The sequence below is a fragment of the Caballeronia sp. genome (assembly GCF_028292365.1).
Classification (GTDB): domain Bacteria; phylum Pseudomonadota; class Gammaproteobacteria; order Burkholderiales; family Burkholderiaceae; genus Caballeronia.
The window spans coordinates 1-15,141 of sequence record NZ_JAQGMM010000416.1 but is presented as its reverse complement, the minus strand read 5'-3'; the positions used below and the strand labels follow the sequence as shown (position 1 = coordinate 15,141).

Sequence of the window (15,141 nt, the reverse complement as noted above, 5' to 3'; positions counted from 1 at the left end):
GTCAAGCTGAAACGCGAAATCATCACCATGAAAAAGCCGGCGATCCGGCCTGAACTGGGCCGCGCGCCGTCCGTCGGCGCGGCTACGCTGAAGTCGTGGCTGGATCGGGGACATGACGACGAGGGCCGTCCCGTCGTCATGCTGGACACGCGCAATGCATTCGAGGTCGACGTCGGCACGTTCGATCAGGCGCTGGATTACCGCATCGCGAAATTCAGTGAGTTTCCGGGCGTGATCGAGGAGCATCGCGCGGATCTCAAAGGCAAGACGGTGGTGTCGTTTTGCACGGGCGGGATTCGCTGTGAGAAAGCGGCGATCCACATGAAGGAAATGGGCATTGACCACGTCTATCAACTCGAGGGCGGCATTCTTAAATACTTCGAGGAAGTGGGCGGCGCGCATTACCACGGCGAGTGTTTTGTATTCGATCACCGGACGGCGTTGAACGCCGCGCTCGAGCCGGCGGCGATTGCGCAGAATGGCGAGGATCGAGCTTCGGCTGCCACAGCAAGCGCGGAAGACGATGCAGCCGATACCGACGAAGCCCATGCGGCGATCACGGCGGACGGCCAGGCGTCATTCCCTGGCCCGAGCCATGGCCAGCACGAGTCGCAGGCAGAAGCCTCCGGCACGTCAACGGTGCACGACCTTTCGTCGCGCGCCCCGCGCTGATCTGATGGCCGCGTTGCAACTCAAACCAACGGGCCGGCACGCGAAATGAACGCTGAACCGGGCTATCGCGGCCGTTTTGCGCCTTCACCCACGGGTCCGCTGCATTTCGGCTCTCTGGTGAGCGCGTTGGCGAGTTTTCTTGATGCGCGGGCTCATCGCGGAACGTGGCTGGTCAGGATTGAAGATGTCGATGGCCCACGCACGGTGCCGGGCGCGGCCGAGGAAATCCTGGACACGCTCGGCAGGTTCGGCATGTTTTCCGCCGAGCAGCCGGTCTGGCAAAGTCAGCGTGAGGTTGCGTACCAGCAGGCCTTCGAGCAATTACTCGCTGCCGGCTTCGTGTTTCCGTGCGGTTGCACGCGCCGCGAAATAGCTGATTCACTCGCGGGCGACCACACGCGGCATACCCGCCATGCCCGGCACGCTACGCTGGCTTATCCGGGTACGTGTCGCAATGGGCTGCATGGCAAACCGCCGCGTGCGTGGCGGATGCGCGTTCCAGATGGCGATGCCGCCGTTCTGAGCTTCGAGGATCGCTGGCAAGGAATGCAGACGCAGGATCTGGCAAGCGAAGTCGGTGACTTCGTGCTCAAGCGCGCTGACGGTGAGTGGGCGTATCAACTGGCGGTAGTCGTCGACGACGCGGATGCCGGCATTACGCATATCGTGCGAGGGGCCGATCTGCTGGACTCAACCGCACGCCAGATTTTTTTGCAGCGCTGTTTGAGTGTTGCAACGCCTGTCTATCTGCACGTGCCGGTCATAGTGAACGACCTCGGTGAGAAACTCAGCAAGCAAACGGGTGCAACAGCGCTTGATACCAAGGCCCCGCTGGTCGAGTTGACGCAAGCGGCAAAACATCTCGGTCTGCACCCGTCCCCGGCTGCTTCGCTCGAAGCGTTTTTCTCCGATGTAACGGCGCAGTGGGCAAAACGGTTCGCGATTTAAGACGTTGATTGCAGGGCGTTGATTGCAGTAGGTCGAGCCCACAGCGCTGAGGATTCAGCGTTCCGAATAGACCGTTGGAAATAGACCGTCGAGAACAGACCGTTGAAAAACAAAAAAGCGGCATCTCTGCCGCTTTATCGTTTGTTTACTGGTGCTGCTTCACTAACCTCAAACCCACCGGTAGCCTCAAGACTCCGAAGGTGTTCTCCGCGGCATGCCGAGGCCACCGAGCAACGCAGCCAGCGGCTGACGCGGCGTGTTCTTGCGTTCGGCTTCAGCCGCGGCGTCGTCCTGGGTTTTTCTCGTCGATGCCGCCGACGGCTCGTACGGTTTCAGGAAGAAATCGTCAATCGGTTGCTGGCGCGTATGCGAACGCTCGAACGAGGTCGAACGACGACGCGGCTCCTCGCTACGCGCATGCCGATGCTCACCGCGCTCCGGCCGGCCCGAGCGCTCTTCGCGACGCGGAGCAGAAGCCGATTCGCGCCGCACAGGCACGTCGACCTTCAGCACCATGACTTCGAGCGGCCGCTTGATCAGCTTTTCGATATCGGCGAGTTGCTTGCGCTCGTTCGGGCTGCACAACGACAACGCATCACCCAACGCGCCTGCGCGGCCCGTACGGCCAATCCGGTGAACGTAATCTTCCGCGCTGAACGGCAGGTCGAAGTTGATCACTGCCGGCAAGTCGGTGATGTCGAGACCCCGGGCGGCCACATCGGTTGCAACCAGCGCCTCGATCTCGCCCTTCTTGAATGCTTCAAGCGCCTGCATGCGCTCGCCCTGCGTACGGTCGCCGTGAATCGCCGTCGCAATAATCCCGTCCTTCTCCAGCACGCGCGACAGCCGGCTCGCGCCAATCTTGCTGTTACAAAACACCAGCACCTGCTTCAGGCCGCGCTCACGAATCAGTTGCGTCACTGCGCCGGATTTATCGCTCTCCGCAACTTCGAAAACGATCTGCCGCACGTTCGCGTTCGTGGAATTGCTGCGGGCAACTTCAATGGTTTGCGGATTGCGCAGGTAGGTTGCTGCCAGTTTCTTGATTTCGCCCGAGAAGGTGGCCGAAAACAGCAGCGTCTGGCGTTCCTTCGGCAGCAGATTCAAGATGCGCTGCAGATCCGGCAGGAAGCCCATGTCAAGCATCCGGTCGGCTTCGTCGAGAACGAGAATCTGCACCTGGCCAAGATTCAGCGTCTTCTGCTGAACGTGATCCAGCAAGCGTCCTGGCGTGGCGATCAGGATCTCAACCCCGCGCCGCAGCGCTTCCGACTGCGGGTTCATGTCGACACCACCGAACACGACGGTGCTGCGCAAAGGCGTGTGCTTGGAATAGGCCTGCACGTTCGCCGCGACCTGGTCGGCGAGCTCGCGCGTTGGCGTGAGAATCAACGCGCGCACCGGGTGGCGTGCGGGCGATGCGCTCGTGCTGGCCATGGGCAGCAGGCGCTGGATGATCGGCAGCGAAAAGCTCGCTGTCTTGCCCGTGCCCGTTTGCGCGGCGCCCATCATGTCGCGGCCGGCCAGCACTACGGGGATCGCTTGCGCCTGGATCGGCGTGGGGATCGTGTAGCCGGAATCCACCACTGCCCGCAGGATGTCGGGGGACAAGCCGAACTGGTCGAACGTGGGCACGGGACCCGGCACCGCAGATTCAGTGGCGCCCAACTCGAGCGCGGGAGCGGGAACAGCCGTGGCAGGACTCGCCTGGACCTCGGGCGCGGCAGGATTCGCTTGAACTGCAGCGCTGGAATCAGCCGCGGGCGCAGCCCCGGATGCGGCGTCGGGTGAAGCGGCGGACGGGTTCGTGGCGACGGAATCGGACATGGTGACTTTGGTGGCTTTCGCTTTCGCTAAAAATGCGCCGGAGCGGCGCGCGAGCGGTCATTCCACCGCTCATGGACATCGGATGAAGAAGAACCGCGTGTTTCGTCGATGCAACCGGCAAATGACGATCAACGCGCGGACTTCAGATCCGCAGGGTTTCGTTTCGCTGCGAATCCTCACTTGGGTCCGGTCTGACGCAACCGGATGGCGTAGTACGGTACAAAGCTAAACGGCTAAGTACGAGCGGCAAGTGCTGGTGCCGCGTAACCATGACGACAACCGCCGCGGGCTGAAAAGCGTTGGAGATCGTTGCAAGTCGGTGGCGATCAGTCGGCAATCAATATGAAAGGACATCGACCTGCCAACCCAACGACCCGCATCCAGTCCGGCTTCTAATCCGGCCTCCAGCCCTACTCCCATCAACAGCCGGGCGAGGCGTTCGGACTTCGGGAAAGCCCGCTATTGTAGCACTCCCCCGCCCGCCATCACGTTGATCAGCGACGCGGCTTCAAGCGAAAGTCGCGGCCGGAAAGCCCGGCCAGACGGACCTCGGCGCCCCGACATCGATTGCTATAACAGCCTATTTCGGTTTCTGCGCTGGTTTGGGCGCATCTCTCACGACCATCAGACGCAATTCCGTCATGTCCTCGATCGCGTATTTCACGCCTTCACGGCCCAGGCCGGAATCCTTGACTCCGCCATATGGCATGTTATCAACGCGAAATGACGGTACGTCGTTGACCACCACGCCGCCTACTTCCAGTTCGTCCCACGCAAGATTCACGTTCGTGAGGCTGTCCGTGAACACGCCGGCCTGAAGGCCAAAGTCGCTGTCATTGACCGTTTCGAGCGCCTGGCCGAAGTCCGTGAACTTTTCGAGAATCGCGACTGGCCCGAACGCTTCCTTCCGGTACAAATCCTGGTCACGCTTCACGCCTTCCAGCAGCGTCGCTTCGAACATTGCACCATCGACCTTGCCGCCTGCGATGATTTTTGCGCCGCTCGCCACGGCGCTTTCCATCCAACCGGCCAGCCGCTTCGACTCGGATTCCGAGATCATCGGGCCAACGAAGGTCTTTTCATCCTTCGGATCGCCCATTTTCAGCGACTTCGTTTTCGCGATGAGTTTTTCGCGCAGGGCATCGTAAATATCGGCGTGAATCAAGATCCGCTGCACGCCGATGCAACTCTGACCCGACTGATAAAACGCGCCAAACGCCAGACGGTCAACAACGTAATCCAGCCGGTCGGCCTGATCGCGATCGACGATTGCCGCCGCATTGCCGCCCAGTTCCAGGATCACCTTCTTCTTGCCCGCTTTCTTCTTCAGTTCCCAACCAACCGCCGGCGATCCGGTGAACGACAGCAGCCGGAACCGCTCGTCGGTGGTAAAAAGATCCGCGCCGTCGCGATGAGCCGGAAGAATCGAAAATGCGCCTTTCGGCAAGTCGGTTTCAGCGAGAATTTCGCCCATGATCAGCGCGCCGACCGGCGTGCGGCTCGCAGGTTTCAGCACGAACGGGCAACCGGCCGCGATCGCCGGCGCAACCTTGTGCGCCGTCAGGTTCAGCGGGAAATTGAACGGTGAGATGAACGAGCACGGGCCAATCGGCACGCGTTTGTAATAACCATGGTACCCGGCTGCGCGCGGCGCAATCTCCAGGTTGATCATGCCGCCATCTATGCGCACCGACTCCTCGGCCGCGACCCGGAAGGTATCGATCAACCGCGTGACCTCACCTTTCGAATCGTTGATCGGCTTGCCCGCTTCGATGCACAGCGCCTCGGCAAGTTCGTCGAAACGCTCGCGGAAACGCTGCACGCAATGATCGAGTACCGCTTGCCGCTGATACGGCTTGAATTCACGCATCGCGCGCTGAGCGGCAACGGCGTGGCCAATAGCGGCATCGATTGCCTTCGCGTCCGCCATTGCCACGCGGGTAGCCACTTCGCCGCTGAATTTATCGGTAACTTCCAGGTCCGTGTTCGCCGCGACCGCAACGTTTGCCAAGTAATACGGATAGGTTTTCTTCAGCATGTCAGTCTCCGAATAGGCTCAAAGTTGCGCGCTGAGCCGTTTGATTTCGCGGTTCAACACGCGCTCGTTGTCCGAATAGTCGATAGGCACATCGATCAGATGCACGCCCGGTGTCGTGAAACACTCGCGCAGCAACGGCGCGAGCGCCGCCGCGGAATCCACCCGATGCCCAATCGCCCCATAACTTTGCGCATATGCGACAAAGTCGGGGTTCTGCAGCGTCATTCCATAATCCGGGAAATTCATGTTTTCCTGCTTCCAGCGGATCATGCCGAACGCATCGTCGCGCAGAAGCAGGATCACCAGATCCAGCTTCAGCCGCACGGCCGTTTCCACTTCCTGCGAATTCATCATGAAACCGCCGTCGCCGCAGACCGCCATCACGTTGCGGTCGGGGTGCACGATCTTGCTTGCAATAGCAGACGGCAGGCCCGCTCCCATGGACGCGAGCGCGTTGTCGAGGAGAATGGAATTCGGCTCGTGCGCCCGGTAATAACGGGCGAACCAGATCTTGTACATGCCGTTATCGAGGCAAATGATGCCGTCCTTCGGCATGGTGTCGTACACGTCCTTGACGATCCGCACCGGATAAAGCGGGAACCGGTCGTCGTGCTGGCCTTTCGCGAGTTGCGCGTCGAAATGTTCCTTGATCATCTTGAAGCGCGAAAAGTCCCAGCTTTGTTCGCTCTCTTTCAGCAATTCCTTCATCTGCCATACCGCGTTCGCGATATCCCCAACCACTTCAATCTGCGGGAAATACACCGGATCGACCTGCGCGCCGAGGAAATTCACGTGGATCACGGTCTTTTCATCGCCATCGCCGCTGCGCATGAAAAACGGCGGCTTTTCAATCACGTCATGGCCGATATTGATGATGCAATCGGCGTGATCGATCGCACGATGCACGAAATCGCCATCGGACAGCGTGGCATTGCCAAGCCACATGGGATGCGATTCATCGATCACGCCCTTGCCCATCTGCGTGGTGAAGAACGGAATGCCGATCTGGTCGACGAATTCGCGCAGCATCTTTGTCGTGGTTTTACGATTGGCGCCCGCGCCGATCATCAGCAGCGGATATTTTGCCGCGCGGATCGCCTCGACGGCATGCTCCACCGCCCGTTCCTCCGCAATCGGACGGCGGCTGTAACTCTTCGGGATCGGCGCGCCGTCGCCCTCTTCGTGCGCCACATCTTCCGGCAGTTCGAGGTGCACCGCGCCCGGCCGCTCTTCTTCCGCGCGCCGGAACGCCTCGCGCACCGACGCCGGAATATTGCCGATAGACACCATCGAACGTGTGTATTTGGTGAGCGGCTCCATCATCCGCACGACATCGACGATCTGGAAACTGCCCTGCTTGCTCGATTTGATCGGCTTCTGGCCGGTGACCATCAGCATGGGCATGCCGCCGAGTTGCGCGTAGGCTGCGGCGGTCACGAAATTGGTCGCGCCGGGCCCGAGCGTCGCCAGGCACACGCCGGTCTTGCCCGTCAGGCGGCCGTACGTGGCGGCCATGAAACCCGCCGCTTGTTCGTGGCGAGTCAGAACGAGCTTGATTTTGGAGCGGCGCAGTGACTCGAGGAGATCGAGATTTTCCTCGCCAGGGATGCCAAACACGTATTCGACTTTTTCTGCTTCCAGCGCTTTGACGAACAGATCCGATGCTTTCATGGAGAGTCTCGCTAAGGGACGGCGTGCACGGTGAAGGTCGTGCAAAAGACGGAAATGAAATGGACCGGGCGCTGCTGATTGAGGCTACACGAAGGCCGCGCGGCACCCGCCCGTCCGTTTATGGTCAGTTGACCGCACGCGGTTTGCGCGTGCGAATACAACCTTACTCCGGATCGCCATTCGATGCCGCGGACGACGGCGCGGGTTTCAGCGGGTCTCAACGGGTCTCAGTTAGCGGCAAGCGCCAGCCTTCAAACCTTACGTGCGTTGAGTGTGCGTTGTGTTCAAGGTTCTGGACGGATCGGGCATCGAATACGAAGAGCCCGTTGCGACGTGAATCGGAACGGGCTCTTTGTTCATCTTGCGGTCGAACGGTCTCTAGCTTTGCGTCTTGCACTCGGCGAGCATGGGCGGGGATTTCGGATCGGCGGTGTCGTCGGTGAGCGTGCCTTCAGGGCCTTTTGTCCACCACGTGTAGTGGTCGCCAACGTATTTCGCCCCCGACGCCGCCAGGACATTCACAAACAACATCTTCCGGCCATCGACGGTCAGCAGCGCAAAGCTCTGCTTGTTCTTCGTGTTCATGTATTGCACCGTCAGCGTGCTGCCGCCGCGGCATTGGTAACGCAACGTGTTGGTCGTCGCCGTCTGAATTTGCGGCACGGTCAGCGGCATCGCAGTCGCCGAATGATTCGCTGCAATCAAACACAGCGTACCGGCGGTCATTACGGTCGATTTGATGATTCGTCCGATCCTTTCCACAAACATCCCTTTCTTTCCATCCTTCATCTTTCCATCCTTTCGTTACTTCTTTTCCGGTGAACCAGCCGTGAACCGGTCAAGCTTCAGATGCACGGAGCGGCGTCGAATCCGGTTGCCTGGATAGCCGACGCCTTTAATCCAATACCCATCACGGATCGATGACGCCCGCACACGCATCGGTCGGCGCCGCCGCGACATGGCCGATCAGCGGCACCATCTTCAATCCCGCCGATGCCACCCGGCACGGCGCCGCCGCAACGCCGCATCCGGCCAAACCAACCAATGTCACGCACAACGCGACCATTGCACACCATTTCACTTGAAACCTCCGTGCCGCTCGCGAAAAACTCGCCACGAGCGGCGTGTTGCCGTCATCGAGCGGAGACGGGTCTTACCTTAGACGCGGCCAGCTTCGCGCGTTCCCGCGCTTCGTCGGTATCGCGTCCGGTTGCGAGCGCAACGCCCATGCGGCGCTTCGCAAAACTCTCCGGTTTACCGAACAACCGCAGGTCGGAATCGGGCACCGCGAGCGCGTCGGCGACACCTTCGAACGCGACGCCCACTTCGTCCAGCCCGCCATAAATCACCGCCGATGCACCCGGCGCACGCAACGTTGTATCGACGGGAAGACCGAGGATCGCGCGCGCGTGCAGGTCGAATTCGGAGAAGCGCTGCGTGGCGAGCGTGACCAGACCGGTGTCATGCGGTCGCGGACTGACTTCGGAGAACCAGACGTCGTCGCCGCGCACGAACAATTCGACGCCGAACAATCCGCGGCCGCCCAGTGCCGTGGTGACCTTCGCGGCAATATCGCGTGACTTTTCGAGCGCCGCGGCGCTCATTGCCTGCGGTTGCCACGACTCCACATAGTCGCCCGCCACCTGGACATGGCCGATCGGTTCGCAAAAATACGTCTGCAGATCACCCGTTTCCGGACTGACGGCGCGCACGGTGAGCTGCGTGATCTCGTACTCGAAGTCGATAAACCCTTCCACGATCACACGCCCGTGATTGACGCGGCCGCCGGCCATCGCGTGCTGCCAGGCCGGTTCGATATCCGCGGCGCTTTTGAGCACCGACTGCCCTTTGCCCGACGACGACATCACCGGCTTCACCACGCACGGAAAACCGATCTTGCCGATAGCCGCCGTCATCTCGTCCAGCGACTCGGCGAACGCATAGGGTGAAGTGGGCAGGCCGAGCGTTTCGGCGGCGAGACGGCGAATGCCCTCGCGGTTCATGGTGAGCTGGGTCGCGCGCGCGGTCGGGATCACGACGGCGAGTTGCTCGGCTTCGATTTCAGCGAGGGTATCGGTGGCTATGGCCTCGATCTCCGGCACGATCAAATGCGGCCGTTCAGCTTCGATCAATGCGCGCAACGCCGCGCCGTCGGTCATGTCGATCACGTGCGAGCGATGTGCGACCTGATGGCCGGGGGCATCGGCGTAACGGTCGACCGCGATCGTCTCCACGCCGAGCCGCTGCAAAGCGATGATCACTTCCTTGCCGAGTTCGCCCGCGCCGAGCAGCATCACGCGCGTCGCGCCGGGCGTGAGCGGCGTGCCGATTTTCACCGGCTGCTTCATCGGCTGTCTCGTCGGCTGCATGCCGGATTGAGGGGAAGAAACGGCGGACGCAGCGGACTTCGCGCTCTGCATGGATGCTCCAGAAAAAGAGGCCTGTTAAGCCCGCGATGTTAACACGCGGACCCTTTTCCGGACGCGATCGGTGTTGTGTTTCCGGGCGCGGCCTGCCAGATCCGGGATGGCGGTTAGCTTGGTCTCCGGCCGCCCGCGTGAAGGCTTTCGCTTCATCGAACGGACGGTTCGGCTAACTTTTCTTTACATGTTGCAATGACTTTGCCGCAATCTGCCTTGGTCAATCTTAGGACGAGTGCGATACCCTTACGGTTTTGCCAGCCCCAAGGAAATTCCATGTCGATGCAGCCTTCCCGTTCGCAACCTGCGCGTGTTTCGGCGCGCAGCCGGGTCCATGCTGCGTTCCCACGTTCCAGGCCCTCATTGGCCGCCGTGGTGTCGATCGTGACCCTCGCTTTCGGTGCAGCGTTAGCAGGTTGCACCATGCCGACACATCCGGACAGCGCCGCGCCGCCGACCGATCCTTACAACCCGGCCGCGACCCAGCTTCTCGACGATACCCAATGGCAACTCACCAGTTGGGCTAATGCCGACGGCAAGACGCGCCCGGTCCCGTCCAATCCGGCCGGCGCCGGTGATAGTGCTGGCGGAGCGCCCATCACCCTGAATTTTTCGACGCAAAGCGGCCAACGCAAAGCAAACGGCTTTTCCGGATGCAACCGTTTCACCGGCACCTACGACCTGGCCGGCGGCGAGCTTGCCTTCGGCCCCCTTGCCAGCACACGCATGGCCTGTGCGCCGGGACCCGGCAGCGCGCTCGAACAACCGTTCCTCCAAGGTCTGGCGGATATCGAAAAGACCGGGGTGCAAATGCAGCCGCCGCAACAATTGCAGATCACGCTCAAGAACGGCGACGTGATGACGTTCACGCAAGCCGCAAAGCCTTAATCAGGGTCGATGAAGGCCGGGTCGGAGAGTTGAGGTTTTTGAGGGTGCGGGTTGAGGAGAGGCCGTTGGGTTTAAGGTGTTGGGCGGTCGTCCGGGAGTCCGATGGAAATAGGGCGATGGCGCCTGGTCGAGTCGAAGCATCCGGACGTTTGACCTCGTTGAACTTTTGGATTTCGTTCGGTTTTTTCCCTGGGCGGTTCATCTCCGGAACAGACTTCAAAACGGAATGTGAACGCCCGATGAACGTCCGCCTGACCCGCCCAACATCGTTTCGATGCATCAATCGTCACCCGCGGCCGAAAGCTTGATTGCTTCACCACCGCCCGCACTCGCCGCGTTCATGGCGGTTAAACTCGGCGGTATCGATTCATCTTTGTCTGAGCCCGGGTTCGCTGCTCACATCGCTTACATCATTCCTGGTTCCTTGCATGCACACGGTAGTTTTCGGCTGGTTCGGTGCTTCGGCCGTCTGGTTCATCCCCCTTCTCTGGCGCATCGTCAAGTCCGTTCTCCCTAACGGCGGCGGCCTGCGCGGTCCGGGCACGATCCGGCTATGGCTCGGTTTCTTCTGCGTGCTCCTCGCGAGCTGCGCGCTCGAAGCCGCGCTGTTTCATTCGTTCGCATTCGCCACCGATGTCAACCATCTCGGCCACGCGCTGCTGCTCGGCCTGGGCGGCCATGCCGGCGTCGTCAGTACGCCGGCGGCGCTGAGCGTGGGGGCCGGTGCGGCCGTCGTGTTTTTCATCAGCCTGCCATGGCTCTGCGGGTTCCAGTGGCGCGAGACTCTTGGCTGGGCAAACGGCGCGTTCGGCCTAGGCCTCAAACCTGAATGGTTCACACCACGGGAACGGACGGTCCGCGAGAAACCGGCGCGTGCACGGGCATCGCGCGACAAGGCGGAAACGCGGGGCGCGGGTACGGGTCTCGGCAGTTTCAAGGCGGGCAGCGCGGTTGGGAGCGGCGTCACGACCTCGAGTAGAACCTCACACGATGCGCCGGCGCTCGGCCTGCCGACCGCCACGCAACGTCCAAGCGGTCGCTATCAGCGGCCGACCGTCTGGCGTCCGCAGCCGGCCCGGCGTAGCGACGCGGAGCGGCCGCTGCGCGGCCCCGAGGCTGCGCGTCCGATCGAACCTTTGTCGCCGAGACATCGTGAACCGGGCACCGGCAACAACAGCTATTCGGACCGATTCCCCGATGCACGCCCCGCCGCTTCGCACAGCGGTCGCGGAGCAGGAGCGCGAGAGCCGCTCGAACCTATCGCGCCGGCTGGTTGGTTGAAGACCGCTGCGCCGTCTGGAACGTCCTTGGGATCCTCGTCGGGGACGCGGGGAACCGCAGCGGGCGGGAGCGCGGTGGCGACAGGCGCGGGATCGGCTGGCGCCGCGCCTGTCGCGAATGCGGCGGGTAATGTTGGAACCGTGGTTGGAACCGTGGTCGGGACCGTGGGAACAATAGGAGCAGCGAGCGGAACGCCGGGTGCAGTGCCGCCAAGGGTGGCCCAGACATTGACAACGCGTGCAACCGACCATTCTCGTTCGGACGTTTCGCGTTCGTCGCTAAATCGGAGCGTGCCGGGTTCCTCCAGCGGTTCTCACGCCGCTTCACGCAATACATCGATAAACCCGCTCCGCGACAAATCGGTTCCTCCGGTCGTGTCGAGTGACTCTTTCTTTGCTGCGACAACAGCATCCGCGGGGGCTCCCGTCAAGCCCGCCGGACCGCCGCCAGAACCTGAACGTATCAAGGAGACGTTGCGCTCCATCGAGCAAAGCACGGCGCAATGGACCACTCGCGCGGGCAGCGTCGATGCCGCACGGGAAGTGGGAGCGTTGCCAGATTTGAGCCGCGCGAATGAAGGACACGATGATGAAGGACACGATGCCGCGGCTTTGGACGCCTCGGGTACTTCCGGTGCGCGGACCACTTCGGCTAGTTCCGCGCGTTCCGTTCCTCCAGCGTCTTCAGCTATCACTACGCCCGCCGCTTTCCTGGCGTCTGCATCTGCGCCCCTGGCTGTTTCTGCATCGCCGGTAAGTGCTGGTCTCGCAGGTCAGGCAACGCCCGGCAAGCCGACACCGAATGCGACGGATCTTGCGAAGGCACTAATCGCTTCCGATTCGTCTCCGGCGTCAGGCACGAATATTCCATCGCCGACAACACTGACATCGCCGAAAACACCGAACCAGCCGGCAATGGCGGACGGCGTTACGTCGCTGTCGGCATCGAATGTTGCGGGCACGTATTCGTCGAGCGCTTCGCTACGCGACGGCTACACCTTCGCCTCGGGCGCCCAAACTATCGTGCGCGAGCCGACGCAGCCGGCTATCAGCCCGAAAGCCGGGGCAAGCGACGCGGACATCCATACCAACGGCGCCCTGCCCTATCCCGAATCTCCGCCACCCCGCGACAACGGTATCCAACAGACACCGGCAACCGCCCTGGTCACGACGCAATCGATCGCCGAAAGCGACGAGACCACACATCGGACGTCGAATCCGACAGCGCCGGCCGACATCGATGAAACCGCACACCTGATCTCTTCCGGCATTGCAGGCAACTCTGCGCCCAATCTATCGAACGGTTCGGGTTCGTTTACGCGTCTGGAATCTTCAACGCCGAACCCGACGACGCCGCCCAATACGTGGCCTTCTACGCAAGCGCAAACACCAGCGCACACGCCGACTCATCTCGCCGACCTCCTGCCGTGGGCCGTCCGCGCCGGTCAAACGCATCCGGTGCAGACGACGCGTGACATCGTCCCGGCAACACTGACATCGCCGGTATCGGATAGCCCCGCAATCCCGCCGTCTGGTCAAGTCCACACACCGCCGTGGCAAGCAGATATGGATGCCGAACGTCCGCCGTTCAGAGTCGTCGAGACGCCGCACGCCGCGCCGGACGCATCCGACGCAAACGTCGAGACCAGCGAAACCAGCGCCGACGCCGGCTCCGCTCATCTCGCCTCGAACGGCTACGCGACGCAAGCGCCAACTGACCGCGCAAGCGAAACGGAAAGGCAAACCGCGCCCGAAGCACAAGCAGACCCGAACACGGACTACGCGTCGAACGTCGTCCACTTCCCGCGCGCGAGCACGAGCGCGGGACTTGGGCCTGAAACCGCTGCGCCTCAATCCGATCCCCGCCCGCCCGTCCGCGGTTTCATCGCGACCGAATTCGAGTTCCACGCGCCGGCGGCGTCGGCTGTCGATCTCCCGGGCCTGGATCTCCTCGAACCGGCATCGGACGAAGTCGAACCCGTCTCCGAACAACATCTCGCCGAAACGGGCCAGTTGATCGAGCAGCGCCTGCAGGAATTCAAGGTACCGGTGACGGTGGTCGGTGCATCGGCGGGACCGGTCATCACGCGCTTCGAAGTCGAACCGGCGCTGGGCGTGCGCGGCAGCCAGATCGTCGGCCTGATGAAGGACCTGTCGCGCGGGCTCGGACTCACGTCGATCCGTGTCGTCGAAACCATTCCCGGCAAGACCTGCATGGGGCTCGAACTGCCGAACGCCAAACGGCAGATGATCCGGCTCTCCGAAATCCTCGAAGCCGATGTCTACCGCGACTCGAAGTCATTCCTCACGATCGCAATGGGCAAGGACATCGTCGGCAATCCGGTCGTGACGGACCTCGCGCGCGCGCCGCACATGCTGGTCGCGGGCACCACGGGTTCGGGCAAGTCGGTCGCCATCAACGCGATGATCCTCTCGCTGCTGTACAAGGCGAAACCGGAAGACGTGCGCCTGATCATGATCGACCCGAAGATGCTGGAACTGTCCGTGTACGAAGGCATTCCGCACCTGCTCGCGCCGGTCGTCACCGACATGAAGCTGGCCGCGAACGCGCTGAACTGGTGTGTCGGGGAAATGGAGAAGCGCTACAAGCTGATGTCGGCGGTGGGCGTGCGCAATCTGCAGGGTTTCAACCAGAAAATCCGCAATGCCGAAGCGGCGGGCAAGAAGCTGACGAACCCGTTTTCACTCACGCCGGACGCACCGGAACCGCTCGCCAAATTGCCGATGATCGTGGTCGTCATCGACGAGCTGGCTGACTTGATGATGGTCGCGGGCAAGCAGATCGAACAGTTGATTGCACGGCTGGCGCAGAAGGCGCGCGCCGCCGGCATTCACCTGATTCTCGCGACGCAGCGGCCGTCGGTAGATGTGATCACCGGGCTGATCAAGGCGAACATTCCGACGCGAGTGGCGTTCCAGGTGTCATCGAAGATCGACTCGCGGACCATCCTTGACCAGATGGGCGCGGAGTCCCTGCTCGGTGCCGGCGACATGTTGTTCCTGCCGCCCGGTACCGGCTATCCGCAGCGTGTGCACGGTGCGTTTGTCGCCGACGAGGAAGTGCATAGCGTCGTGGAGTACCTGAAGCAGTTCGGCGAACCGGAGTACGAAGAAGGGATCTTGTCGGGGCCGACGCCCGAAGGTGGCACGCCGGATCTGTTCGGCGATACGCCGGATGCCGAAGCCGATCCGCTCTACGACGAAGCCGTATCGTTCGTGTTGCGCACGCGCCGTGCATCGATCTCGTCAGTGCAGCGGCAATTGCGCATTGGCTATAACCGCGCAGCGCGGCTGGTCGAACAGATGGAAACAGCGGGCCTGGTTTCATCGATGGGCACGAATGGGAACCGCGAAGTGCTCGCACCGGGACCATCGG

The 15,141-nt window shown here is 61.9% G+C and carries 10 protein-coding genes; 4 read left to right on the top strand and 6 right to left on the bottom strand.

Features of this window, described 5'->3' with window-relative positions; all coding sequences use genetic code 11:
• Both JWR14_RS25020 and gluQRS read left to right on the top strand, forming a co-directional pair.
• Positions 1-672 (top strand): rhodanese-like domain-containing protein (locus tag JWR14_RS25020; protein ID WP_366144595.1); only part of this gene is annotated, 672 nt, incomplete at its 5' end.
• A 45-nt stretch (positions 673-717) separates the two neighbouring features.
• Positions 718-1,620 (top strand): tRNA glutamyl-Q(34) synthetase GluQRS, encoded by a 903-nt coding sequence (gene gluQRS, locus JWR14_RS25015; protein WP_299713588.1) that lies wholly within the window; start codon positions 718-720, stop codon positions 1,618-1,620.
• Between the two features lie 186 nt (positions 1,621-1,806).
• Here the strand turns inward: gluQRS and JWR14_RS25010 are convergent, their stop codons facing one another.
• From JWR14_RS25010 to purT, 6 genes are all read right to left on the bottom strand, one after another.
• Complete coding sequence (locus tag JWR14_RS25010; RefSeq protein ID WP_299713584.1) at positions 1,807-3,447, bottom strand: DEAD/DEAH box helicase; 1,641 nt, start codon at positions 3,445-3,447, stop codon at positions 1,807-1,809.
• Positions 3,448-4,027: 580 nt separating this feature from the next.
• Positions 4,028-5,485 carry an aldehyde dehydrogenase family protein gene (locus JWR14_RS25005; protein ID WP_299713581.1) on the bottom strand — a complete coding sequence of 486 codons (1,458 nt, stop codon included), beginning with the start codon at positions 5,483-5,485 and terminating at the stop codon, positions 4,028-4,030.
• 18 nt (positions 5,486-5,503) lie between these two features.
• Positions 5,504-7,156 carry an acetolactate synthase large subunit gene (locus JWR14_RS25000; RefSeq protein ID WP_299713578.1) on the bottom strand — a complete coding sequence of 551 codons (1,653 nt, stop codon included), beginning with the start codon at positions 7,154-7,156 and terminating at the stop codon, positions 5,504-5,506.
• Positions 7,157-7,534: 378 nt separating this feature from the next.
• Complete coding sequence (locus JWR14_RS24995) at positions 7,535-7,945, bottom strand: MliC family protein (protein ID WP_299713575.1); 411 nt, start codon at positions 7,943-7,945, stop codon at positions 7,535-7,537.
• Between the two features lie 121 nt (positions 7,946-8,066).
• Positions 8,067-8,222, bottom strand: coding sequence for a DUF6726 family protein (locus JWR14_RS24990; protein WP_366144596.1), 156 nt, complete (start codon positions 8,220-8,222; stop codon positions 8,067-8,069).
• A gap of 67 nt (positions 8,223-8,289) precedes the next feature.
• Complete coding sequence (purT, locus tag JWR14_RS24985) at positions 8,290-9,504, bottom strand: formate-dependent phosphoribosylglycinamide formyltransferase (protein ID WP_299713569.1); 1,215 nt, start codon at positions 9,502-9,504, stop codon at positions 8,290-8,292.
• 354 nt (positions 9,505-9,858) lie between these two features.
• Between purT and JWR14_RS24980 the strand changes: the two genes are divergently transcribed.
• A complete protein-coding gene (locus JWR14_RS24980) occupies positions 9,859-10,464 on the top strand; it encodes an META domain-containing protein (protein ID WP_299713591.1) in 606 nt (201 codons plus the stop codon).
• A gap of 428 nt (positions 10,465-10,892) precedes the next feature.
• On the top strand, positions 10,893-15,141 hold a 4,249-nt coding region (locus JWR14_RS24975; RefSeq protein WP_299713566.1), incomplete at its 3' end, for a DNA translocase FtsK.

Coding starts and splice junctions, on each gene's coding strand:
- purT (WP_299713569.1), bottom strand. CDS start 9,504: ATGAAGCAGCCGGTGAAAATCGGCACGCCGCTCACGCCCGGCGCGACG.
- JWR14_RS24990 (WP_366144596.1), bottom strand. CDS start 8,222: ATGGTCGCGTTGTGCGTGACATTGGTTGGTTTGGCCGGATGCGGCGTT.
- JWR14_RS24995 (WP_299713575.1), bottom strand. CDS start 7,945: ATGAAGGATGGAAAGAAAGGGATGTTTGTGGAAAGGATCGGACGAATC.
- JWR14_RS25010 (WP_299713584.1), bottom strand. CDS start 3,447: ATGTCCGATTCCGTCGCCACGAACCCGTCCGCCGCTTCACCCGACGCC.
- gluQRS (WP_299713588.1), top strand. CDS start 718: ATGAACGCTGAACCGGGCTATCGCGGCCGTTTTGCGCCTTCACCCACG.
- JWR14_RS24980 (WP_299713591.1), top strand. CDS start 9,859: ATGCAGCCTTCCCGTTCGCAACCTGCGCGTGTTTCGGCGCGCAGCCGG.
- JWR14_RS25005 (WP_299713581.1), bottom strand. CDS start 5,485: ATGCTGAAGAAAACCTATCCGTATTACTTGGCAAACGTTGCGGTCGCG.
- JWR14_RS25000 (WP_299713578.1), bottom strand. CDS start 7,156: ATGAAAGCATCGGATCTGTTCGTCAAAGCGCTGGAAGCAGAAAAAGTC.